At 66.8% G+C, this 20,977-nt stretch carries 22 protein-coding genes and 1 tRNA gene; 13 read left to right on the top strand and 10 right to left on the bottom strand.

Annotation, left to right across the window (positions count from 1 at the left end; all coding sequences use genetic code 11):
• Positions 1–26: 26 nt before the first annotated feature.
• Positions 27–893, top strand: a complete 867-nt coding sequence (gene htpX, locus ACETK3_RS04420) for a zinc metalloprotease HtpX (protein WP_237428696.1) — start codon at positions 27–29, stop codon at positions 891–893.
• 174 nt (positions 894–1,067) lie between these two features.
• Here the strand turns inward: htpX and efeB are convergent, their stop codons facing one another.
• The 4 genes from efeB to ACETK3_RS04400 all read right to left on the bottom strand — a co-directional run bounded on the left by efeB (position 1,068) and on the right by ACETK3_RS04400 (position 5,285).
• Positions 1,068–2,429 carry an iron uptake transporter deferrochelatase/peroxidase subunit gene (gene efeB, locus ACETK3_RS04415; RefSeq protein ID WP_237428695.1) on the bottom strand — a complete coding sequence of 454 codons (1,362 nt, stop codon included), beginning with the start codon at positions 2,427–2,429 and terminating at the stop codon, positions 1,068–1,070.
• Positions 2,426–3,637, bottom strand: coding sequence for an iron uptake system protein EfeO (gene efeO, locus ACETK3_RS04410; protein ID WP_237428694.1), 1,212 nt, complete (start codon positions 3,635–3,637; stop codon positions 2,426–2,428). The genes efeB and efeO overlap by 4 nt, the downstream gene beginning before the upstream one ends.
• 31 nt (positions 3,638–3,668) lie before the next feature.
• Positions 3,669–4,529, bottom strand: coding sequence for an iron uptake transporter permease EfeU (gene efeU / locus ACETK3_RS04405; RefSeq protein ID WP_237428693.1), 861 nt, complete (start codon positions 4,527–4,529; stop codon positions 3,669–3,671).
• A gap of 264 nt (positions 4,530–4,793) precedes the next feature.
• Positions 4,794–5,285 carry a YajQ family cyclic di-GMP-binding protein gene (locus ACETK3_RS04400; RefSeq protein WP_009357171.1) on the bottom strand — a complete coding sequence of 164 codons (492 nt, stop codon included), beginning with the start codon at positions 5,283–5,285 and terminating at the stop codon, positions 4,794–4,796.
• Positions 5,286–5,473: 188 nt separating this feature from the next.
• On the opposite strand from ACETK3_RS04400, the gene ACETK3_RS04395 reads away from it, so the two are divergent.
• The 3 genes from ACETK3_RS04395 to ACETK3_RS04385 all read left to right on the top strand — a co-directional run bounded on the left by ACETK3_RS04395 (position 5,474) and on the right by ACETK3_RS04385 (position 6,595).
• Positions 5,474–5,728 carry a hypothetical protein gene (locus ACETK3_RS04395; protein ID WP_373992579.1) on the top strand — a complete coding sequence of 85 codons (255 nt, stop codon included), beginning with the start codon at positions 5,474–5,476 and terminating at the stop codon, positions 5,726–5,728.
• Positions 5,729–5,894: 166 nt separating this feature from the next.
• A tRNA-Tyr gene (locus ACETK3_RS04390) sits at positions 5,895–5,976 on the top strand.
• 187 nt (positions 5,977–6,163) lie between these two features.
• A complete protein-coding gene (locus ACETK3_RS04385) occupies positions 6,164–6,595 on the top strand; it encodes a CBS domain-containing protein (protein WP_373992578.1) in 432 nt (143 codons plus the stop codon).
• Positions 6,596–6,695: 100 nt separating this feature from the next.
• Here ACETK3_RS04385 and ACETK3_RS04380 read toward each other — a convergent pair whose 3' ends face one another.
• Both ACETK3_RS04380 and ACETK3_RS04375 read right to left on the bottom strand, forming a co-directional pair.
• On the bottom strand, positions 6,696–7,730 hold the full coding sequence (locus ACETK3_RS04380) for a LysM domain-containing protein (protein ID WP_373992577.1): 1,035 nt from the start codon (positions 7,728–7,730) through the stop codon (positions 6,696–6,698).
• A 337-nt stretch (positions 7,731–8,067) separates the two neighbouring features.
• Positions 8,068–8,802 carry a potassium channel family protein gene (locus tag ACETK3_RS04375; RefSeq protein ID WP_373992576.1) on the bottom strand — a complete coding sequence of 245 codons (735 nt, stop codon included), beginning with the start codon at positions 8,800–8,802 and terminating at the stop codon, positions 8,068–8,070.
• A gap of 72 nt (positions 8,803–8,874) precedes the next feature.
• On the opposite strand from ACETK3_RS04375, the gene ACETK3_RS04370 reads away from it, so the two are divergent.
• Both ACETK3_RS04370 and ACETK3_RS04365 read left to right on the top strand, forming a co-directional pair.
• The gene (locus tag ACETK3_RS04370) at positions 8,875–9,429 is read left to right on the top strand and encodes an acyl-CoA thioesterase (protein WP_373992575.1); all 555 of its coding nucleotides are present in this window, start codon (positions 8,875–8,877) and stop codon (positions 9,427–9,429) included.
• A 93-nt stretch (positions 9,430–9,522) separates the two neighbouring features.
• The gene (locus tag ACETK3_RS04365; RefSeq protein ID WP_236799181.1) at positions 9,523–9,960 is read left to right on the top strand and encodes a co-chaperone YbbN; all 438 of its coding nucleotides are present in this window, start codon (positions 9,523–9,525) and stop codon (positions 9,958–9,960) included.
• Positions 9,961–10,027: 67 nt separating this feature from the next.
• Here the strand turns inward: ACETK3_RS04365 and ACETK3_RS04360 are convergent, their stop codons facing one another.
• A complete protein-coding gene (locus ACETK3_RS04360; protein ID WP_142133016.1) occupies positions 10,028–10,306 on the bottom strand; it encodes a putative quinol monooxygenase in 279 nt (92 codons plus the stop codon).
• 103 nt (positions 10,307–10,409) lie between these two features.
• On the opposite strand from ACETK3_RS04360, the gene ACETK3_RS04355 reads away from it, so the two are divergent.
• A complete protein-coding gene (locus ACETK3_RS04355; RefSeq protein ID WP_373992574.1) occupies positions 10,410–12,086 on the top strand; it encodes an AMP-binding protein in 1,677 nt (558 codons plus the stop codon).
• Here the strand turns inward: ACETK3_RS04355 and ACETK3_RS04350 are convergent.
• Together ACETK3_RS04350 and ACETK3_RS04345 are read right to left on the bottom strand one after the other, a co-directional pair.
• A complete protein-coding gene (locus ACETK3_RS04350) occupies positions 12,083–12,706 on the bottom strand; it encodes a hypothetical protein (protein WP_237428686.1) in 624 nt (207 codons plus the stop codon). The genes ACETK3_RS04355 and ACETK3_RS04350 overlap by 4 nt on opposite strands.
• A 164-nt stretch (positions 12,707–12,870) precedes the next feature.
• The gene (locus tag ACETK3_RS04345) at positions 12,871–13,857 is read right to left on the bottom strand and encodes a DNA-3-methyladenine glycosylase (protein WP_237428685.1); all 987 of its coding nucleotides are present in this window, start codon (positions 13,855–13,857) and stop codon (positions 12,871–12,873) included.
• A gap of 135 nt (positions 13,858–13,992) precedes the next feature.
• On the opposite strand from ACETK3_RS04345, the gene ACETK3_RS04340 reads away from it, so the two are divergent.
• The gene (locus tag ACETK3_RS04340) at positions 13,993–14,397 is read left to right on the top strand and encodes a VOC family protein (RefSeq protein ID WP_237428684.1); all 405 of its coding nucleotides are present in this window, start codon (positions 13,993–13,995) and stop codon (positions 14,395–14,397) included.
• Between the two features lie 11 nt (positions 14,398–14,408).
• On the opposite strand, the gene ACETK3_RS04335 is transcribed toward ACETK3_RS04340, so the two are convergent.
• Positions 14,409–15,596 (bottom strand): SLC13 family permease, encoded by a 1,188-nt coding sequence (locus tag ACETK3_RS04335; protein WP_237428683.1) that lies wholly within the window; start codon positions 15,594–15,596, stop codon positions 14,409–14,411.
• Between the two features lie 59 nt (positions 15,597–15,655).
• Here ACETK3_RS04335 and ACETK3_RS04330 point away from each other — a divergent pair, with 59 nt between their 5' ends.
• The 5 genes from ACETK3_RS04330 to ACETK3_RS04310 all read left to right on the top strand — a co-directional run bounded on the left by ACETK3_RS04330 (position 15,656) and on the right by ACETK3_RS04310 (position 20,961).
• Positions 15,656–17,041 (top strand): cystathionine beta-synthase, encoded by a 1,386-nt coding sequence (locus tag ACETK3_RS04330; protein ID WP_237428682.1) that lies wholly within the window; start codon positions 15,656–15,658, stop codon positions 17,039–17,041.
• 39 nt (positions 17,042–17,080) lie between these two features.
• Positions 17,081–18,244, top strand: a complete 1,164-nt coding sequence (locus ACETK3_RS04325) for a cystathionine gamma-synthase (protein ID WP_237428681.1) — start codon at positions 17,081–17,083, stop codon at positions 18,242–18,244.
• A gap of 188 nt (positions 18,245–18,432) precedes the next feature.
• On the top strand, positions 18,433–18,939 hold the full coding sequence (locus ACETK3_RS04320; RefSeq protein ID WP_237428680.1) for a helix-turn-helix domain-containing protein: 507 nt from the start codon (positions 18,433–18,435) through the stop codon (positions 18,937–18,939).
• Positions 18,936–20,393, top strand: a complete 1,458-nt coding sequence (locus ACETK3_RS04315; protein WP_373992573.1) for an MFS transporter — start codon at positions 18,936–18,938, stop codon at positions 20,391–20,393. The genes ACETK3_RS04320 and ACETK3_RS04315 overlap by 4 nt, the downstream gene beginning before the upstream one ends.
• A complete protein-coding gene (locus ACETK3_RS04310; protein WP_373992631.1) occupies positions 20,284–20,961 on the top strand; it encodes an SDR family oxidoreductase in 678 nt (225 codons plus the stop codon). Before ACETK3_RS04315 ends, ACETK3_RS04310 begins: the two co-directional genes overlap by 110 nt.
• Positions 20,962–20,977 lie beyond the last annotated feature (16 nt).

The raw sequence follows: 20,977 nt of genomic DNA, 5'->3' as shown, positions 1-20,977 counted from the left end.
AGCCGTTCCTTTAGTAAGGAGGAAACGTGCACAAACATCACAACGGCCTGAAGACCGCGGCACTGTTCGGGGTGCTGTGGGCGGTACTGCTGGGCCTTGGCGGGCTGATCGGGGTGGGGACCCGCAGTTCCACCCCCATTTGGATCATGGCCCTGATCGGGGTCGGCACCACCTTCTACGGGTACTGGAACAGTGACAAGATCGCCATCCGGTCCATGCAGGCCATCCCGGTGACCGAAGCCCAGGCGCCGCAGCTCTACCAGATCGTCCGTGAGCTTTCGATGCGGGCCAACCAGCCCATGCCGCGCATCTATGTCTCGCCCACCATGAACCCGAACGCGTTCGCCACCGGACGCAACCCGCAAAACGCCGCCGTCTGCTGCACCGAAGGCATCCTGCAGCTCTTGGACGCCCGCGAACTGCGCGGTGTCCTTGGCCACGAGCTGATGCACGTCTACAACCGGGACATTCTCACCTCGTCCGTGGCGGCCGCCGTCGCGGGCGTCATCACCTCGGTGGGGCAGATGCTGCTGTTCTTCGGCGGCGGTGACCGGCGCAACGCCAACCCGTTGGCCATGATCGCCATGGCCGTGCTGGCACCCTTCGCGGCGTCGCTGATCCAAATGGCCATCTCCCGTACCAGGGAGTACGACGCCGACGAGGACGGTTCGCAGCTCACCGGCGATCCGCTGGCGCTCGCCTCAGCCCTGGCCAAGATTGAGCGCGGCGTCAGCCTTGCGCCGCTGCCGCAGGACCAGCGGCTGGTCAACGCCTCGCACCTGATGATCGCCAACCCGTTCCGCGGCGGGGCCATGAACAAGCTGTTCGCAACGCACCCGCCCATGCGCGACCGCATCACCCGCTTGGAGCGGATGGCTGGCCGGCAGCTGTAGCCGGCATCCCGCCGTCGGCCCTTGCTGGACATTTTCGATGCGCAACCTATTTTTCGACGCGCATATTCGCTGGCGCTCCCCAAAAAACGGGTGCGCCAGCGAACATGCGCGACGGTTTCGAGTTTGCTCGTCGAAGACGACGGCGGCGCGGGCCGTGCAAGGCGGGCACGGCGGTCAGGCGAAGAGTCCTTCGCCGATGAAGCCCCCAGGCTTCACCCCGCGGGGGACAGCGAACAGGCCCGACCCCGTGTGCTTCAGGTATTCCACGGCCAGCGTGTCGCCCTTGGCCATGGCCATCTGCATGGGCACGTAATGGGTGCGCGCGTCGGTGACGAAGGCAATGAAGAACAGGCCGGCGTCGAGGTGCCCCACGCCGTCGGATCCGTCCGTGTAGTTGTAGCCCCGGCGCAGCATCCGCACCCCGCTGTTCTGGGCGGGGTGTGCCATCCGCACGTGTGAATCGAGCGGAATCAGGGGCTTGCCGCCCTTGCCCTGCCGGGAGAAATCCGGTTCGGTGAATTCTTCGCCGCCGGACAGGGGTGCGCCGGTCCCCTTGGTCCTGCCGATCAGGCCTTCCTGTTCGCCAAGGGATGTCCGGTCCCAAATCTCGATGTGCATCCGGATCCGGCGCGCCACGAGGTAACTGCCGCCCGCCAACCAGTCGTCCTTCGGCCGGTCAGGGCGGGCCCACACGTGCTGGTCCAGCAGCTGGTCATCCTCGACCTTGAGGTTGTTGGTCCCGTCCTTGAAACCGAACAGGTTCCGCGGAGTCTGCTGGGCGCGGGAGGTGGAGGAGGTCCGGCCAAAGCCCAGCTGCGACCACCGGACCCGCACTTTCCCAAACCCAATCCTTGCCAGGTTCCGGATGGCGTGGACCGCCACCTGGGGGTCGTCGGCGCAGGCCTGGACCACCAGGTCGCCGCCGCTGCGAGCAGGGTCCAGGTCGTCGCCGGGGAAATGCGGCAGGTCGATCAGGGCCTCGGGCCGCCGGCCCTCCAGGCCGAAACGGGCCATACCGTCCTTCTCGAACAAGCTGGCGCCGAAGCCGAACGTGAGGGTCAGTTTGCCCGCATTGAGGTCCAGGGCCTCGCCGGTATCTTCCGGAGGTGCGCCGTATGGTCCGTCGACGGCGCCCGTTGCCCCGGCTGGTTTGCCCTCGGTGAGCGCTGCCGCAGCGTCGGTCCAGTCCTTGAGGAGCTGGATGAGTTCCTCGCGCTTGCTGGTGGTGACATCGAACGCTGCCATGTGCAGGCGGTCCTGCGCGGGGGTGGTGATGCCGGCCTGGTGGTCCCCGTGGAAGGGGACTACGGCGTTGTCGGCGGCAGGGGCGGGTGCTGCAGAGGCAGCGACGGCGTCGTGCCCCAGGAAACCTGCGGCAAGCCCGGCGGCGGCCCCGCCCAAGCCGGCCAGGCCCAGCAGGCCCCGCCTGCTCAGCCGGGATCCCGCCGTCGGCCGTTCACTGGCACCTGAATCAGAAGGTGGCCCGGAAGGTCCGGATGCTTCCGGGGGCCGGACGCCAAAGGGGCACCCGGTCACAGGACCACCGCCGCAGTCAGCCGGGAGAGCGGTTCCCCGAGGGCGTCAACCAGCGAGGCCAGCCGCTGGACCTGTTCCGGAGTCAGTTTGTCGTAGGAGGTGAAATCCGCTCCCTGGGCATGGGTGGCCAGTTCAGCCTGCAGCGCCGCGAACTTTTCGTCCAGTGATGCGGCCAGGGCCGAGTCCTTTTGCAGCAGGGCGGGCTTCAGGCTTTCGAACGCAATGCGCGCGCCGTCAACGTTCGCCTGGAAGTCCCAGAGGTCCGTGTGCGACCAGATCTCCTCTTCGCCGGTCACCTTGCCGGTGGCCACTTCGTCCAGGAGTTCCTTGGCGCCGTTGCCCAGCATGTCCGCGGAGATCTCAAGCGTGCGGGTGCGTTCCACCAGGTCCTTGGTGTCGGCCACCATACGGTCGGCGATGGCTGAGCGTTCGGCAGGCGTCATGGCGGTGTAGCCAGCGGGCGGGAAGAGATCCTTTTCCGCGCGGTGCCACCCGGTCCACTCCTGGCCCGGCTCGAGGTCGGCCTCGCGTGCATCGAGCTGCGGGTCCAGGTCCCCGAAGGACTCGGCGACGGGCTCAATCCGTTCCCAGTGCTGCCGGGTGGCCGCGTACAGCCGCTTCGCCTCACCGGCATTGCCGGCCGCGAAAGCTGCGGCGAATTGCTCTGTGCCGGTGAGCAGCTGTTCGCCCTGGTCCTTCACATAGGACGCGTACTGGGCAGTGGCGGTGTCGAGCAGGTGCTGGAAATCGGCGTCCGCGGTCGGCTGGTCCCCGGACTGCGTCACCTCCAGCGCACCCCTGATCCCGTCGCCTTCCATGCCCGGCTTGCAGGCGGTGGTGTACGTGCCGGCGGGGGCGGTAACCACCAGGTTGCGGCTCAGCCCGGGTCCGATGTTTTCCACTTCGCCCAGGATGCGCAGCCCGTCCGCTGCCAGCAGGTAGAACTCGGTGACTTCTGTGCCTTCATTCTTGACCGAGAACGTGAGGTTGCCGCTGGGGACGCTGGCTGTCGAAACCTTGCAGTCGGTGTTCGAGCTCACCACGTTGATGGCGCCTCCTGAGGCGTCCGCAGCCTTGGTGTTGTCGGTGCAGCCAGTGAGCAGCAGGGGGAGGGACACGACGGCGGCAGCCAGCGAAGCGAGCTTGCTGCCGCGGGCGGTGCGGGAGTTTTTGGGCAGGGTGTTTTTGGGCAGGGTGAAGCCAGGCATGGGGATTCCTTTGGGTGCGGGTGGCGGGGAGTTAAGCGGCTGCCACAGCCTTGGCGGTGGGTTTCGTGCCTGCGGCAGCAGTGCTGGGCGGCGTCTTGCGGTTGGTGCGCAGGTAGAGGAACAGCACCGGCAGGACGTAGAGGAGCCAGGCGGCCGCCTCGAGCCAGGTTGTGGCGGGGGAGAAGTTCAAGGTTCCCTTTAGCAGGGTGCCGTACCACGACGACGGCGGGACGGCGCCGCTGATGTCGAACGCCAGGGAGTGCAGCCCCGGAAGCAGGCCGGCCTCTTGGAGGTCGTGGATTCCGTAGGACAGGACGCCGCCGGCGATGATGACCAGGGCGGCGCCGGTCCAGGTGAAGAAGCGGGAGAGGTTCACTTTCAGGACGCCGCGCTGCAGCAGGTAACCAAAGCCGGCCGCGGCAACCAGGCCGAGGAGGGCGCCCGCAAGCGGCTGCGTGGATTCGCCTGTGGCTTTGGCCGCGGCCCACAGGAAGAGCGCCGTTTCCAGGCCTTCGCGTCCCACTGCGATGGCGGCAACCATGGCCAGGCCCCACCCGGTTCCACCGGCTGACTTGTCCACGCGGGACTTCAGGTCGCTTCCGAGCGTCCGTGCGGTGCGGGCCATCCAGAAGACCATCCACGTGACCAGGCCGACGGCGAGAATGGAGAGGCTGCCGCCGATCGCCTCCTGTGCCTCGAAGGTGAGTCCCCTTGGGCCGAAGGTGAGGAGCGCGCCGAAGCCGGCAGACACAGTTAGCGCCGCCGCAACACCTGCCCAGATGCGGGGGATGAGGTGGCGTCGGTCCGTCTTGGCCAGGTAGGCCATCAGCAGGACTACCACCAAGGTGGCTTCGAGTCCTTCGCGCAGGCCGATCAGGAAGTTGGCAGTCATGGAAGTTCTTTCACTCAGGTAAGCCTTACTTAGGAAGGCCTAAGAAAGAGATTACCCGGCGGGTGGCATTACGCAAACTAAATGTGGCGTAATTGGTCCGGATTGCGTTTAACGTCGGTTGCCCCCAGGCCGCCGGCTGGATTGTTCCGACGCGGTAAGCCGCCTCCGATGCGCAAAAAGGCCGGCGCACCCCGTATGTCGGGTGCGCCGGCCTTTTGTGCAGCGCCGGAGGCTATGGGCGTCGATTACGACGCCGCGGCCGGGCTAGCTGCGGAAGTTCACGAACTGCAGGTCGGCTTCGTCGAAGTCCTTCAGCAGGGCCATGGTGGCCTGCAGGTCGTCACGGGACTTGGAGGAAACGCGGAGTTCGTCGCCCTGGATCTGGGACTTGACGGACTTGGGGCCTTCGTCGCGGATCAGCTTGTTGATTTTCTTGGCCAGGTCCTGGGCGATGCCTTCCTTTATGGAGGCCTCGAGCCGGTATTCCTTGCCGGATGCATAGGGCTCGCCGCTGTCCAGCGACTTGAGCGAGATGCCGCGCTTGATCAGCTTGGACTGGAAGACATCCAGGACAGCCTTGACGCGTTCCTCCGAGTTGGCCTTCATGAGGATTTTTTCGCCGCTGAAGTCGATCTCGGCGCCAACGCCCTTGAAGTCATAGCGCTGGGCAATTTCCTTCTGGGACTGGTTGAGTGCGTTGGCCACTTCCTGCTTGTCCACCTTGCTTACGACGTCGAACGTTGACTCGCCTGCCATGACTCTCCTTTTGCTGATGGGAGCCCTGCCGGGGGACAGGGCCTGGATTCCTGCGTTCCAGCCTAATACGGATGCCGCGGCCGGTGGGATGCGCATTTCACAGTTCCCTCTCAGCGGAAGCACCGGCGGGATGAAGGAGCGGTGGCCAGAGTTGGACGAGAGGTACAGCAGTTGAAGGGAACATCATCATGCGCCGCAAAGCCGCCCGTTACGTCACCCGCAGCACTACGGCGGCAGCCGGGGCAGTGGCCACGGCCGCAACGTCAGTGGCCGCGGCAGCGGTGGCGGCGTCCATCGTCCTCAGCCCGGTGGCGGATGCTTCATCCCGGATGGACGGCGTGCGGGCCGACCTTCAGCGGGCCGTGCAGCTGAACCAGATCACTGAAGAACAGGCGCTCAGCTTTGAGGCCAAGCTGGCGGGGCGCATTCTGGGCCAGGCATAAGTCCGGGTTTTTCGCGTGGTTCCAGGGCTTTTGAGGTGCTGCAGGCCCCGATTCGATTCTTCGGCGGAAGTTCTGTAAAGTTGTCTTGCCCGCGGTTACTGAAGCGGAAAGGACCGGAAACGGATCCTTCCGAACACTGCATCAACGGGTACTTCTTTTGAAGTTCGGCAGATTACCCGAGCGGCCAAAGGGGGCTGACTGTAAATCAGCTGGCAACGCCTACGGGGGTTCGAATCCCTCATCTGCCACCCAAGGAAAGCCTCCGGAACCAACAGGTTCCGGGGGCTTTTTCGTTGTCCGGTGCCCTGCTCCAGAGCGCCCAGGCAAGGCTCCTGCCGCCGTCGACACGATGTTGGGGCGGGCATAATCTGGAAGTATCGGCGCATGTGCTCCGATGCCCTGCGTCGATATCCCACATCGATGAAGGAGGATTCAATGAGTGCCGTACGCGAATTCATGATCACTGATGCGCGATGTGTCGGGGAAGGCGAGTCCCTTCTGGACGCGGCCCGTATGATGCGGGACCTCGATTGCGGAGCTCTTCCCATCTGCGGTGACGACGGCAAGCTGAAGGGCATGGTCACCGACCGTGACATCGTGCTCAAGTGCGTCGCCGCCGGCCGTGACCCGGGCCAGACCATGGCCCGCGAGCTGGCCTCCGGCAAGCCATACTGCGTCGACGCCGACGCCGACGCCAACGTTGACGAAGCCATCCACATGATGGAGGAGCACCAGGTCCGCAGGCTCCCGGTGATCTCGGACCACAAGCTGGTGGGCATCATCAGCCAGGGCGACATTGCGCGCAACTACAACGAACAGCGCGTGGGTGAACTGGTGGAACACATCTCAGAACGCCACGGGATCTAGCCCAGGCGACCATGGCCTTGTCCGCGGGTCCAGCCCTTGAAGGTTCGGACCCGCGGACAGGCTTGGGAACTTTGCGGTTCAACAGGTTTCGTGCACAGGTTCAGTTCAGCGCGATCAGGAGCATCGTGCTGGTTCCCGGAATGCAGGTCTGCAGGATGGCCCGGGGGAAGCCGCCGAAGACCGCAATGACGTCATTGGTGGTTCCCGGGTTGGGGACCGTGCCGCGCCCCGTCACCGTGTACGTGCCGTAGCCCGGAATGCTCACCGTCTCACCCACGCCGATTCCGGAGAAGCGCGCCCACCCGCCGCAGAAATCGTGTTCGGTGATGAACAGCGAGTAGCCGTCATTCGGGGTGTAGTGGATGGGTCCTATGCAGGCGTCCACCATCGACTGACCCCCGGAGCCCGCAACGTAGATGGTGCGGACGGCAGGTGCTGCCGGGACAGCTACGGGCGCGGGAGCAGGAGCGGGTGCGGCTGCTGGAGCCGGGGCAGCGGCGGGCTCAGGTGCGGCAGCCGGTGCCGGTGCAGGCGCTGCTACCGCTACCGGCGGCCCGGTCAGCAGCAGCGTTTCGCCCGGGTAGATGATGCTGTAGGCGCTCAATCCGTTGGCTGCGAGCATCGCGTTCATGTCCACGCCACGGGACGCTGCAATCGCACCTACGGTGTCGCCGGCCACCACCGTGTACGAATTGGGATCGCCCGCAGGTGCGGGTGCGGGTGAAGGTTCGGGGACTGGCGCAGGTGCCGATTCCGGTGCGGGTGCGGGGGCCGGGGCGGGTTCGGGCGCTGCCGGAGCGGGCGCTTCTGATGCCGGCGCAGGTGCTGCCTCCGCAGCCGGCGCAGCTCCCTTGGCCGCAACTGCCGCCACGGCATCGTCGCCGGCGGGGGTGCTTGGCGGCGCTGGCGCGGCGGTTTCTGCGACCTGGGCCGCCGGCGTCGTGCCACCGATGAGCAAGGCGGGCGGCGCCGCCAGGGCGCCGACGCCCACTGCGGCCACCACCGCCGCCGTGGCCATGCCGGCCCACAATTTGTTGCTGATTACCGGGCGCCCGGTGCTGAGGTCCGTGCGCGGTTCGTCTGTGGCGAAGCTTCTGCTGGTGCCGTCGGGGGAGGTGGATGTCTTCGGGTTCATGGGTTGCCCATCAGGTGTCGGTCCTGCCCGGGCATGCGAGGCACGCCGGGACTGGACGGAGCGAGATGTGATTGCACCGCCGGGCCCCAGCAAACGACGGAACCGGTGGCGGTACAGATTGGAGGCATCCGCACACCCAGAAAATGCAGAGCTCCGCGTGAAGGAAGGTCTCCCGGAAGCCACCCGGGGGACCTGCCAGTGCGTGTTGGTCCTAGGAACCCCGAGTCTAGGAATCGTGCCAAGGGGCGGGCACCAGTAGGACTTACCCGACTTTTCCGGCCCGGTACTCGCCTGCCCGGGGCCCGCTACTCAAGCAGCGACGGCCCGGTACTTGCCGTTACAGCGGGCGGTGTTCCCGCAGTTCAGCGATTTCCTGCCGCAACAGTGCGATCTCCGCCACCAGTTCCGCCACCTCAACCCGGACCGGTTCCTCCACCGCCTCGGCCACCGATTCAGCGGTATCCTCAACGCGTTGGACCAGCCAGGACGCGATGGAGGCGGTAACTACACCCAGCACGGCGATCCCGCTCATCATCAGCGCCGTGGCCACCAAGCGGCCGATGGGCGTCACCGGATACATGTCCCCGTAGCCCACGGTGGTGATGGTGGCGGTGGCCCACCAGAGGGCATCGCCAAACGTGGTGATCTTGGCGTCCGGAGCCCACTGCTCCACATCCAGCACGGCCAGCGCTCCCACGAAGACCAGCAGTGCAGCAGACGCCGCCACGTACATCACTACCCGGCCGCGCAGGGTCTCGCCCACCGTCCGGTGCAGTACGGACAGCAGTGTCACCAGCCGCAGCAGCCGCAGGGGCCGGAAGAACGGCAGGGCCACGATCACCAGCTCATGCAGGTTTCGGATGAACCACCGCCGGCGCTTTTCCGCCAGCCACAGGTTTGCCGCATAGTCCAGGACAAAGACGCACCACGTCACCCACATGACGGCCTCGAGCCAGTCGGCCCAGCTGCCTTCAACCCGGCCGATCACCTGCCAGGCGTAGGCGCCCAGGAAGACAAGCGCGGTAGCCATCAGGGGCCACTCCGCCAAGTCCCGGTAACGTTGCTGCGTCATGCAGGAAATCCTACGGCGGTGGGCACGCCGGTCAGCAGCCTGCACAATGTTACTCGCGGGTAGCATTGGTCCATGCACCTGCTTCTGAGAACCTTGCTCCTGCTCTTCCGGTCGAAGCGTCGCCCGCCCCTCACGGTGTGGAAGGCGTCCTCCCTGCCCCTGCGCGTCCTGCCCACGGACATCGACATCGCCATGCACGTGAACAACGGCATGTACCTGTCCCTCATGGACCTGGGCCGGTTCGACCTGATGGTCCGCAGCGGCATCTGGCAGCGGATGCGCCGCCGGGGCTGGAGCCCGGTGGTGTCGGCCGAGACCATCTCCTTCCGCAAATCGCTGCAGCTGTGGCAGGACTACACCATCGAGACCCGCATCATCGGGCTGGACACCAAAGCGATCTTCTTCGAGCAGCGCATGGTGGCCGACGGCGAGATTTACGCCCGCGCCTACATCGCCACCCGGCTGGTCACCAAGACCGGCCCGGTCAGCCAGGAGGACATCCTCGCGGAATTCGGCGCCCCGCCGGCGGACCTCATGCTCCCCGAGTGGATCCACGAATGGCGTGCCGCCAGCGCCCTCCCAGGCAGCCGCACACCGGCCCCGCATCTCTGGAATGCCGACGCTTAAAGCCGGGTGCCGGCGTCGTCCTTCCTGCTATTCCCAATGACGCGGGGAGCGAACAGGCGCGACAGCGAGGGGCCGGGCGCGTACCGTGGACACATGGCTACCCTTGACATCACAGGTGAAAAGTTCGCATCCACGATCGAAGGCAACGACATTGTCCTGGTCGATTTCTGGGCAGAATGGTGCGGTCCCTGCAAGCAGTTCGGCCCCACGTATTCCGCGGTCTCGGAAAAGCACCCGGACGTCCTCTTCACCAAGGTGGACACCGAAGCTGAGCAGCAGCTCGCCGCGGAGGCGGGCATCACCTCCATCCCCACGCTGATGGCCTTCCGCGAAAAGGTGCTGGTGTTCTCGCAGCCCGGTGCCCTGAACGCCCAGCAGCTGGAACAGGTGGTGGACGCCGTGAAGGCGCTGGACATGGAAGAAGTCCACGCCCATGTGGCCAAGCAGCGGGAGGAAGCGGAAGCGGCGGCAAGCAAGCCCGCCGGATCCCAGGGCGGCACCCAGGACGGCACGCAGATCCCCGACTTCTAAGACTTGTCTTAAATCAAATGCGGGACCTCCCTTTGGAGGTCCCGCATTCTGTGTTTAAGGCGCTGCGCTAGACGCGTTCCACCTTGACCGGCTCGGCCAGCAGTGCGCTCAGCGACTCGTTCAGGTCCTGCACGGCGGTGCCCTTGGAGTGCTTGTCCAGATCCTCCTCGGACGCCCACTGCTCGGTCAGGACCAGCTTTTCCTCCGTGGCCTCTGTCAGCTCGTAGCGGATGCAGCCGGGCTCCTTCACCACCTCATCGATCGCGATATCCAGGGCCAGTTTGACGCGGTGGAACTCGCCCTCGTTGGGGATGAACGTTGCTATCAGATCAATGGGTGCACTCATGGTTTTCACAATACCGGGCCCTGCTGATACCTCCGGTTCTGTTGAGTCCGTTTCCCCGCCTGTCGTCCTTCTCCTGCCGTGATCCTGTTGGTAGCGTGCCTTCATGCGTGCTTACACAGCCGGGGACACTGACGTCCCGCTCCTGGAGGAAACCATCGGCGCCAACTTCGAGCGGGTGGTGGCACGGTTTCCGCTCCATGACGCCCTGATCGAGGCCGCCCCGGTGCCGGGCGGTGACGCCCGCCGCTGGAGCTACACCAAGATGAACGACGACGTCGACCGGCTGGCACGCGCGCTCCTCGCCTTGGGCGTCGCCAAGGGGGAGAGGGTGGGCATCTGGAGCCCCAACTGCGCCGAGTGGACCCTGCTGCAGTACGCCACCGCTAAAGTCGGCGCCATCCTGGTCAACGTCAACCCGGCCTACCGCAGCCATGAACTTGAGTTCGTGGTCAAGCAGAACGGCATGCGCATGCTGGTCACGGCGCCGTCGGACAACAACAGCGACTACGTGGCCATGGCGCGCCAGGCCCTCCTCACCTGCCCGGACCTCCGGGAGCTCGTCTTCCTCCCGGACCACGGCCTGGACCCCCTCAAAGCAGGCAGCCCCCAAAGCGATGCCGAACTCACGTACGCCGAACTGCTCACCCGGGCGGACGGCGTCGCACACCCGGTACTAAAGGCCCGCATGGCCGAACTTTCTCCGCACGACCCCATCAACCTGCAGTACACCTCCGGCACCACCGGATTCCCCAAAGGCGCCACGCTGACGCACCACAACATCCTGAACAACGGCTTCGCCATCGGCGAGCTGCTGGGCTATACGGAACGTGACCGGGTGGTCATCCCCGTGCCGTTCTACCACTGCTTCGGGATGGTGATCGGCAACCTCAACGCGCTCAGCCACGGTGCCGCCACGATCATCCCGGGGCGCGGCTTCTCGCCCGCCGCGGCACTCGAGGCCGTCCAGGATTTTGCGGGCACGTCGCTGTATGGCGTGCCCACCATGTTCATCGCCGAGCTGGCCCTGCCCGACTTCGGGTCCTACGACCTCTCGACGCTGCGCACCGGCGTGATGGCGGGCTCGCTGTGCCCCATTGAGGTGATGAACCGGGTGATTTCGGAGATGAACATGGTGGACGTTGCCATTTGCTACGGCATGACCGAGACCTCGCCGGTGTCCACCATGACCCGCAAGGGGGACACGCTCCAGCAGCGCACCGAGACGGTGGGCCGGACCATGCCGCAGCTGGAAAGCCGGATCGTGGACCCTGCCACCGGCGAGGAGCTGGAACGCGGGCAGATCGGCGAACTCTGCACCCGCGGCTATGCCGTCATGGCGGGTTACTGGAACCAGCCGGAGAAGACGGCCGAGGCGATTGACTCCGACGGCTGGATGCACACCGGCGACCTGGCCCGCATGGACGACGACGGGTACGTGGTGGTGGAAGGCCGGATCAAGGACATGGTCATCAGGGGCGGCGAGAACATCTATCCCCGGGAGATCGAGGAGTTCCTGTACACCCACCCCGACATCCAGGACGTGCAGGTGATCGGGGTCCCGGATCCGCGGTACGGCGAGGAACTGATGGCCTGCGTCATCCTCAAGCCCGGCGCCGGCCCGCTGACCGCTGAGTCCCTTGCCGATTTCTGCCGAGGCCGGCTGGCTCACTACAAGATCCCCCGGTACGTGGAAGTCCGCGAGAGTTTCCCGATGACGGTCTCGGGGAAGATCCGCAAGGTCCAGATGCGCGAGGAAGCCGTGGCCCGGCTGGGCCTCTAGGCGTTGACGCGGCGCCGGCGGCTGGTTCCCGCGCGGACGGCCACGACGGCCGCAATTGCCACTGCTGCCAGCGCCGTCAGGGCCAGGACCGCGCCGCTTTCCCACTGCGGCAGCGACAGCGTGCGGGTGCTGCCGCCGGTCGTCTCGCTGCGGGGGATGTTCCAGTCGTCCTGGGAGGGGAAGATGCCGGCCGGTAGCTTCTCCTGCTGGAGCTCCCGCTGGGCGGCCAGCCGGTCCCGGACCTCCTGGTTCGGGGCGGGCACGATCGTGTCCGCGACTACCGCGGCAGGAAGGTTCACGATGTACGGCTCACCGTAGAACGCGGAGGATGCCACCGATTCCAGCCAGGTGCCCGGCGGCGTCTCGACGCCGTGCCGTGCGAAGGCAGCACGCAGCATCTCCTGGATCTCGTCGAGGCCCCTGCCATCGGCGTCCCGGGTGACCTCGAAAATGGCCAGCTGAAGCCGTACCTTCTCGTCCCCCATCGGGTCCGCGACGGTGGGATCATCAGCGTTCGGGTCATCGGCGGTGGGATCCTGTGCGTCGGGGTCCAGGGCTGCGGGGTGGGCGGCTTGCCGCCTGCTGCTGGCCCGGTTCGTGCTGACTGGGTTGGTGCTCATGGGGTCTCTTCCGTCCTGTTCAGCATTCCGCCTCGCGGGCGGCCTTCACCCATGGCCGTACCCATTGCCCCGTGGATCAAGCGCCCCGGGTGAAAAGTGGGGCCGCGGAAAGGAACGCCGCTGGAAAGAGGGCCTGCGGTGCGCACGCACATCAGGCCCACGGGTCAGTGCCCGCGGTGGTCCTGGATGGTCATGCGCGGGCCGAAGGTGGGTTTGCGGAAGCCGGTGCTTTGGATCATCCGGACCACGCGCTGGCGGTGTCCCCGCCAGGGCTCCAGCAGCCGGAGCATCCCGGCGTCGTCCGTCCGGCGTCCGGTCAGTGCCGCCCCCACGTAGGCCGCCAGGTGGTAATCGCCCACCGAAATCGAGTCAGGGCAACCATGGGTGCGCTGCACCACCTCGGCCGCAGTCCACACCCCGATGCCGGGGATCACCTGCATCTTCTCCGCTGCCTCAAGTGCCGGCAGCACCGCAAGGCGTTCAAGCGCGACGGCGGAACGCAACGCCCGCATGACCGTGGCGGAGCGCTGGGGTCCTACGCCCGCCTTGTGCCACTCCCAGCTGGGAACCTGCAGCCACTGCGCCGCGGTTGGCGGCACAACGAGGCCCGCCGGGGTGGATGATCCTGCCGGGGGAGCAGGCGTTCCATAGCGGTGCACCAGGTAGCGGTAGGCGCGCCGCGCCTCGATCACCGTCACCTTCTGTTCCAGGATGATCGGCACCAGCTGGTCCACCATGCGGCCGCTGGATGGCAGCCGGACCGACAGGCTGCGCCGCCGCGCCTCCCGGACCATGTGGGGCAGAGTGGCGTGGAAGTCGGGGTCGTCGAAACTCCGCCAGTCGTCGTCCGCCCCCAGAAGCCGGGGTGCCGCCTGCACGGCGGCTGCGGCGCCCGGCCCCCACGCCTGGATGTCCACCAACGGTCCGCCTGCTTCGCCGCCGCCCGCCGGGGCGAGCCGCATGGTGGCCGGGCCGGCCGGCGTCGTAAATGCGTTCCAGATGACATCCCCCTGGACGCAGAACGAAGGATCACTGTTGCCGCGCAGGAGCGGCGCAAGGGTGCGGGAAAGACTGTAGGGAGCCTCTGGACACCACCGCAGGGACACGTCCGCCGCGGCCGCCAGCCGGGGAGGTGCGTCTGCGGTCGTCATGCCTTCCATCGTCCCACGGACCACGGACAGCGGCGGGACCATCGGCCCTTCTGCGCTTTCCGGGCCCGGATTACGATCACCGCGTGGTACCCGGGCGACCGGAAGATGACCGCGAATAACAAAACACGGAGGGCAATGATGGGCGGAGTAGTGCATTTCGAGATCCCCGCGGACGACCAGAAGCGGGCCAGGAAGTTCTACCAGGAGGCACTGGGCTGGCGGATCGAAGCGGTGCCGGGGATGGACTACAGCATGGTCATCACCACGGACATGGACGACGACGGCCAGCCGGCGGCCGCGGGCGCTATCAACGGGGGAATGATGGCCAGGGATGGCCAAATCACCACCCCGGTCATCACCGTCGACGTTCCGGACATCAACGCCACCCTCAAGAGCGTGGAGCAGCTGGGCGGCTCGGTGGTCATGCCCAAGAACGAGATTCCCGGGATGGGCTACACGGCGTACTTCAAGGACCCCGAGGGCAACGTCATGGGCCTGTGGGAAAATCTTCCCGGCGGAGACCGAGGCACAGGCAGCTGATCCCGCCGGCCTTAGGCCATACCGCTGACCAGCCACAGCGCCAGCACGGCCAGCGGCACGGTCGCCGCAACGGCCACCAGGCCCGCGGCGGCGAACCCGCCCCACCTGATCGGAACGTTCAGGACGCGTAGCCGCTCATGCCACAGGAGGGTTGCCAGCGAGGCCCATGGGGTCACCAGCGGGCCCAGGTTCACGCCAATCAGCAGGGCGGCCAGCCTGGCCGGCGAGCCCGCCACCGGTTCCAGCGCCAGGTAGGCGGGAAGGTTGTTGGCGGCGTTGGCCGCGCCGGCCCCCACTCCGGCCAGCTGCAGCAGTGCGGGCAGTGTGTCCCCGGACCCCGCGACACCGGCCAGCAGGGTGGTGAGGCCGTGCGAATGCAGGGTCTCCATCAGCATGAACAGGCCCACCGTCAGCATCAGCGGCCGCCAGGGAACCATGGACCACCGCAGCACGGAGGGCCTGCGGCGCAGGAAGACCACCAGCAGGACGGCGGCCGCGGCGAGCGCCGGGTACTGGACCGGCAACCCGGACACCAGCGCGGGCAGCAGGACCAGGAGCGTAATGGCGGCCGCCTTCAGCAGGGTGGGGTCGCGAACAGGGTGCGCCGGCTGCGGCCCGTAGGTTCCGCGCAAATCGCGGCGGAAAGCCAGCCACAGCAGGACCAGCGGAACCAGCAGGCCAACCAGCGAAGGAGCCCAGACCAGTCCCGCGAAGCGCCACGGGCTTAGCCCCAGCCGGTCCTGGGCCAGGAGGTTGGTCAGGTTGGAGACCGGCAGCAGCAGGGAAGCGGTATTGGCCAGCCAGATGCTGGTCAGCGCGAACGGCAGCGGCGGGATGCGCGCATGGACCGCCAGCAGGACCACCACGGGCGTCACCAGCACGGCGGTGGTATCCAGGGACAGGAACACGGTGGACACCGTGGCCACCCCCACCACCAGGAGCCACAGCAGGAAGACCCGCCCCCGGCCCAGGGCGGCCAGCCGGTCCGTCACTACCCGGAACAGTCCTGCCTCGTCCACCAGTTCGGTGACCAGGGACATCGCCAGTACGAAGGCCAGGATGGGAATGGTTCGGGCAGCCAGCTCCCCGAATGCGGGCAGGGGGAGTACGCCAAGTGCCAGGCTGGCCAGGCCTGCTGCCAGGATGGCGCCGGGCAGCAGGTAGCTCCGGGCCGCTTTGAGCCATGCGAACTGCTTCACCGGCCTATCCTTGCACCCCGGGCAGGGAACGGCGCACAGGAAGCGGTAGCTTTGTACCTATGAAGTACGCCCAGTCCATCCTGGACCTCATCGGCAATACCCCGCTCATCAAACTCAACCATGTGACTGAGGGCATCAAAGCCACCGTCCTGGTCAAGCTGGAGTACCTGAATCCCGGCGGCTCCATCAAGGACCGCATCGCAGCCCAGATGATCGAGGACGCCGAACGCGAGGGCAAGCTGAAGCCCGGCGGCACCATCGTGGAGCCCACGTCCGGCAACACCGGCGTAGGCCTGGCCCTGGTGGCACAGCAAAAGGGCTACAAGTGCGTCTTCGTGGTGCCGGACAAGGTGGGCGAGGACAAGCGTGCCGTGCTGCAGGCCTACGGCGCCGAAGTGGTGGTCACGCCCACCTCGGTACCGCCGGACAGCCCGCAAAGCTACTACGGCGTCTCGGACCGGATCACCCGCGAGACCCCGGGCGCCTTTAAGCCGGACCAGTTCTCCAACCCCGCCGCACCGGGCAGCCACTACAAGACCACGGGCCCGGAGATCTGGCGGGACACCGACGGCAAGGTCACCCACGTCGTTATTGGCGCCGGCACAGGCGGCACCATCACCGGCACCGGCCGGTACCTTAAAGAAGTTTCGGCTGACAGGCCGGAATCCGACGGCGGACTGGTCCGGATCATCGGCGCGGACCCCGCGGGGTCGGTCTACTCAGGAGGAACCGGCCGCCCGTACTTTGTTGAGGGCGTCGGCGAGGACATGTGGCCGGCGAACTACGACAAGACAATCCCGGACAACGTCATCGCGGTCACCGACGCCGACTCCTTCGCCATGACCCGCCGCCTGGCCCGGGAAGAGGGGCTGCTGGTGGGCGGCTCCTCCGGCATGGCGGTAGTAGCCGCGCTGCAGGCGGCCAGGGACCTGCCGGAAACTGCCGTCGTCGTGGTCATCCTGCCTGACTCGGGCCGCGGCTACCTGGCCAAGATCTTCAATGACCAGTGGATGCGTTCCTACGGGTTCCTCTCCGGCGGCGAGGAAACTTCCGTGGGGGAGGTCATCAAGTCCAAGAACGGTGAACTGCCGGACCTGGTGCATATCCACCCCAACGAGTCCGTCCGCGATGTCATCAACATCATGAACGAGTTCGGCGTCAGCCACATCCCGGTCCTGTCGCAGGAACCGCCCGTGGTCATGGGCGAGGTCCTGGGCGCCGTGGACGAGCGCACCCTCACCGCCAAGCTGTTCCGCGGCGAAGCCAAGCTCACGGACAAGATTTCCGAGCATATGGGCCCCAAGCTGCCTGTCATCGGATCGCTGGAAACCATCTCCGCCGCCAGGGAACTGCTCTCGGACTCGGACACCCTCATGGTCACGTTCGTGGGCGCTCCCGTGGGCATCCTCACCCGGCACGACCTGCTGGCCTACCTCAGCAACTGAACTGCCTGACCCGATCAGCCAACCCCGATAAGGAGCATCATGCCTGCCTCTGAAAACCAGGGTTTCAACACCCGCGCCGTTCACGCCGGCCAGGACTTCGAGCCCCGCACCGGGGCCGTAGTGCCGCCGCTGCACTTCAGCTCCACGTATGCGCAGGACGGCATCGGCGGCCTGCGCAGCGGCTACGAGTACGGTCGCGGCGCCAACCCCACCCGGGACGCGCTCCAGGAACAGCTCGCGGCACTGGAACTTGGCACGCACGCCTACAGTTTCAGCTCCGGCCTCGCCGCGGAGGACGCCCTCATCCGTGCGCTGACCCGGCCCGGCGACCACATCGTGCTGGGCAACGACGCGTACGGCGGAACCTACCGGCTGATCAGCCGGGTGCTGGGCGATTGGGGGATCGGCAACACCCCGGTGGACATGGCCAACCTGGACAGGGTCCGCCGTGCGGTGGCTGCGCACAAGACCCGGTTCGTGTGGGTGGAGACGCCGTCCAACCCGCTGATGAAGATCACCGACATCGTGGCGCTCGCCGACATTGCGCACGACGCCGGCGCCCTCCTGGTCGTCGACAACACCTTCGCGTCCCCATACCTGCAGAACCCGCTCGCCCTGGGTGCCGACGTGGTGGTCCACTCCACCACCAAGTACATTGGCGGCCACTCCGACGTGGTGGGTGGCGCCGTCGTGGTCAAGGACGAGGAATTGGCGGAGAAGATCGGCTTCGTCCAGTTCGCGGTGGGGGCCGTGTCCGGCCCCATGGACGCCTTCCTGACCACCCGCGGCCTCAAGACGCTGGGCGTCCGGATGGACCGGCACAGCGAGAACGGGCAGGCCGTAGCCGAATGGCTGCTGGAACGCCCCGAGGTGGAGGCCGTCCTCTACCCGGGCCTGCCGAACCACCCGGGCCACGAGCTCGCCAAAAGGCAGATGCGCAAGTTCGGCGGCATGGTGTCCGTGCAGTTCAAGGGCGGTGAAGCTGCCGCCCGCAAGGTGGCCGAGTCCACGTCCGTGTTCACTCTGGCGGAGTCGCTGGGCGGCATCGAGTCGCTCATGAACTACCCCTCCGAGATGACCCACGCCTCCGTCAAGGGCACCGAGCTGGCCGTCCCGGTCAACCTGCTGCGGCTCTCATGCGGCATCGAGGACAAGGAAGACCTGATCGCAGACCTGGACCAGGCGTTCACCTCCATCCCGTAGCCCACCCCCCGCGGGATGCCACTCACCTCCATCCCGTAGCCCACCCCCGCGAGATGCCACTCACCTCCATCCCGTAGCCCACCCCCGCGAGATGCCACTTAATAGCAATGGTTGCGACCCGGACTGCCGTTAAGTGGCATTTCGCGGGAACCCTAGCTTTCTTGAAGAAAGTCAGCTAGCGTTCCCGTATGCCTCTTCGATCTGACTGGTCCCAACGCAGCTGCAGCATGGCCCGCGGCCTGGACATCCTGGGCGACCCCTGGAGCATCCTGGTGCTGCGCGAGGTCTTCTTTGGCAACGGGCGCTTCGACGCCATGAAGGACCGGCTGGAGGTGGCGGATTCCGTCCTCACCAAGCGCCTGGCAGGCCTGGTTGAGTCCGGACTGCTGGAGAAGAAGGCATATGACGACGGCGGCCGCACCCGCCAGGAGTACGTCCTCACCACCAAGGGTGAGGACGCGCTCCCGGTCCTCAACGCGGTCACCATCTGGGCGGAGAAGCACCTGCCCGCGCCCTCGGACCAGGCGCACCTCCACGTCATCCACACCGGCTGCGGCAAACCCACTACCTCGGCAGACACCTGCACGGAATGCGGGGAACGGCTGACGGCGGCGAACACCAGTTGGCACAGCCGGGCCAGGTCGGAGCATCCCATCCCGTTGTCCACCGCGTCCGGAAAAGAAACTGCGGCATGAGCACCGTGCCGGAGGAAGCCCGCGAAGTTCCTGCTGGTTCTGCTGCCCTTCCCTCACCGCCACGTAAGCGCATGCGCCTGCATCCTGCCTGGATCGTTGCCGCCGTGGCGTTCCTGGCACTCGTTGGGGCGGCCGGATTCCGCGCGGCGCCTGGTGTCCTCATGGTCCCGCTCCAGCAGGAGTTCGGCTGGTCCACCACCGTGCTGTCCGCGGCCGTGAGCATCAACCTGGTGCTCTTCGGCCTGACCGCCCCGTTCGCCGCCGCCCTGATGGAACGGTTCGGCGTCCGGGCCGTCACCGCAACAGCCCTGGTGCTGATCGGCATGGGCAGTGCCTTGACCGTGCTGGTGAACCAGTCCTGGCAGATCCTGTTGACGTGGGGGCTGCTAATCGGCCTGGGGACCGGTTCCATGGCCCTTGTCTTTGCCGCCACGGTCGCCAACACCTGGTTCACCAGGAGCCGCGGTTTGGTGATCGGCATCCTCACCGCCGGCAGCGCGGCCGGACAGCTGGTCTTCCTGCCCTTCATCGCCATGCTCGCCCAGGACCCCGGGTGGCGGCAGGCCTCCCTGCTGATCGCCGCCGGTGCGCTCGCCGTGGTTCCGCTGGTGCTGAAGTTCCTCAAGAACTCACCGGCCGAGGCGGGGGTCCTGCCCTACGGCGAGAAGCCGGCCGGCGTGGCCGCCCAGCCGCCGGAAACCGCAACGGTTCCGGGTGGCCGCCCGCGTGCCAACGCCGCGGTCCGCGCCCTGCAGGTGCTGCGCCGCGCCAGCAAGGTCAGGACCTTCTGGGCGCTTGCAGCCGGGTTCGCCATCTGTGGCGCCACCACCAACGGCCTGATCGGCACCCACTTCATCCCCTCCGCCCACGACCACGGCATGCCGGAAACCACGGCAGCGGGGCTGCTTGCCGTCGTCGGGATTTTCGACATCATCGGAACCATCGCCTCCGGCTGGCTGACCGACCGCTTCAACCCCCGCATCCTGTTGGCCGTCTACTACCAGTTCCGCGGCATCGGCCTGCTGGTGCTTCCGCTGCTGCTGAACGCCGAGGTGCAGCCCAGCATGATCGTGTTCGTGGTAATTTACGGCCTGGACTGGGTGGCCACTGTTCCGCCCACGGCTGCCATCTGCCGGGAGACGTTCGGTGCGGACGGCAGCGGCGGAGCCGGCAGCGGCCTGAGCAGTGTGGGACCTGTGAGCAGTGCGGCACAGGACAGTCCCCGCCGCCAGCCGCCGCTAGGCTGGTCGGATGGAATCCCAATCATCCGTCCCCGCCCGCCCCGTCGCCCTGGTCACCGGCGTGGGGCGCCTGGCCAGTATCGGCGCCGGTATTGCCCGGCAGCTGGCCGCGGACGGCTGGGACCTGGTCCTCTCCTACTGGGCCGACTACGACGCCCGCATGCCCTGGGGGAGCGAACCCGAGGACGTTGTCAGGCTTACCGCCGAGCTTGAGGCCATCGGCGCCAAAGTGCACGTCCTGTCGGCCGACCTGCAGGACCCCGGCGTCCCGGACCGGCTGGTGGCGGAAGCTGCACAGCTGGCCGGGCCACTGCAGGGCCTGGTGCTGAGCCACGCGGAATCCGTGGATTCCGGGCTGCTGGACACCACCATTGAATCCTTTGACCGGCACTTCGCCGTGAACACCCGCGCCAGCTGGCAGTTGATTGCCGCCTTCGCACGCCAGGCAACGGACGACGGCGGCGCGATCGTTGCGCTGACCAGCGACCACACAGCGTTCAACCTTCCCTACGGTGCCTCAAAGGGTGCCTTGGACCGGATCGTGATTGCCGCCGCACGTGAACTGGGTCCGCAGGGGATCTCGGCAAACGTGCTGAACCCGGGTCCGGTTGATACCGGGTGGATGACCCCCGACGTCCATGAAGAGCTCACCGCGCAGCAGCCCACCGGCCGCCTGGGCACCCCTGCCGACGTCGCCGGGACCGTTGCGTTCCTGCTCTCACCGGCAGGCCGCTGGGTGTCGGGCCAGCTGATCAAGGCCGACGGCGGCTTCTCGGCCTGACTGGCCGGGCCGGACG

This window comes from Arthrobacter sp. E44, assembly GCF_041877125.1.
Lineage (GTDB): Bacteria > Actinomycetota > Actinomycetes > Actinomycetales > Micrococcaceae > Arthrobacter.
Note: the sequence above shows the minus strand (reverse complement) of the source record. Positions and strands in the feature narration are given on the sequence as shown.

Excerpts from the sequence above, each read along its gene's own strand:
- ACETK3_RS04375 (WP_373992576.1), bottom strand. The coding sequence starts at position 8,802 with ATGACGCAGCAACGTTACCGGGACTTGGCGGAGTGGCCCCTGATGGCT.
- ACETK3_RS04320 (WP_237428680.1), top strand. The coding sequence starts at position 18,433 with ATGCCTCTTCGATCTGACTGGTCCCAACGCAGCTGCAGCATGGCCCGC.
- ACETK3_RS04400 (WP_009357171.1), bottom strand. The coding sequence starts at position 5,285 with ATGGCAGGCGAGTCAACGTTCGACGTCGTAAGCAAGGTGGACAAGCAG.
- ACETK3_RS04380 (WP_373992577.1), bottom strand. The coding sequence starts at position 7,730 with ATGAACCCGAAGACATCCACCTCCCCCGACGGCACCAGCAGAAGCTTC.
- ACETK3_RS04385 (WP_373992578.1), top strand. The coding sequence starts at position 6,164 with ATGAGTGCCGTACGCGAATTCATGATCACTGATGCGCGATGTGTCGGG.
- ACETK3_RS04350 (WP_237428686.1), bottom strand. The coding sequence starts at position 12,706 with ATGAGCACCAACCCAGTCAGCACGAACCGGGCCAGCAGCAGGCGGCAA.
- ACETK3_RS04355 (WP_373992574.1), top strand. The coding sequence starts at position 10,410 with ATGCGTGCTTACACAGCCGGGGACACTGACGTCCCGCTCCTGGAGGAA.
- ACETK3_RS04370 (WP_373992575.1), top strand. The coding sequence starts at position 8,875 with ATGCACCTGCTTCTGAGAACCTTGCTCCTGCTCTTCCGGTCGAAGCGT.
- ACETK3_RS04365 (WP_236799181.1), top strand. The coding sequence starts at position 9,523 with ATGGCTACCCTTGACATCACAGGTGAAAAGTTCGCATCCACGATCGAA.
- efeO (WP_237428694.1), bottom strand. The coding sequence starts at position 3,637 with ATGCCTGGCTTCACCCTGCCCAAAAACACCCTGCCCAAAAACTCCCGC.
- ACETK3_RS04325 (WP_237428681.1), top strand. The coding sequence starts at position 17,081 with ATGCCTGCCTCTGAAAACCAGGGTTTCAACACCCGCGCCGTTCACGCC.
- ACETK3_RS04340 (WP_237428684.1), top strand. The coding sequence starts at position 13,993 with ATGATGGGCGGAGTAGTGCATTTCGAGATCCCCGCGGACGACCAGAAG.
- ACETK3_RS04315 (WP_373992573.1), top strand. The coding sequence starts at position 18,936 with ATGAGCACCGTGCCGGAGGAAGCCCGCGAAGTTCCTGCTGGTTCTGCT.
- ACETK3_RS04395 (WP_373992579.1), top strand. The coding sequence starts at position 5,474 with ATGCGCCGCAAAGCCGCCCGTTACGTCACCCGCAGCACTACGGCGGCA.
- ACETK3_RS04345 (WP_237428685.1), bottom strand. The coding sequence starts at position 13,857 with ATGACGACCGCAGACGCACCTCCCCGGCTGGCGGCCGCGGCGGACGTG.
- ACETK3_RS04330 (WP_237428682.1), top strand. The coding sequence starts at position 15,656 with ATGAAGTACGCCCAGTCCATCCTGGACCTCATCGGCAATACCCCGCTC.
- efeU (WP_237428693.1), bottom strand. The coding sequence starts at position 4,529 with ATGACTGCCAACTTCCTGATCGGCCTGCGCGAAGGACTCGAAGCCACC.
- ACETK3_RS04360 (WP_142133016.1), bottom strand. The coding sequence starts at position 10,306 with ATGAGTGCACCCATTGATCTGATAGCAACGTTCATCCCCAACGAGGGC.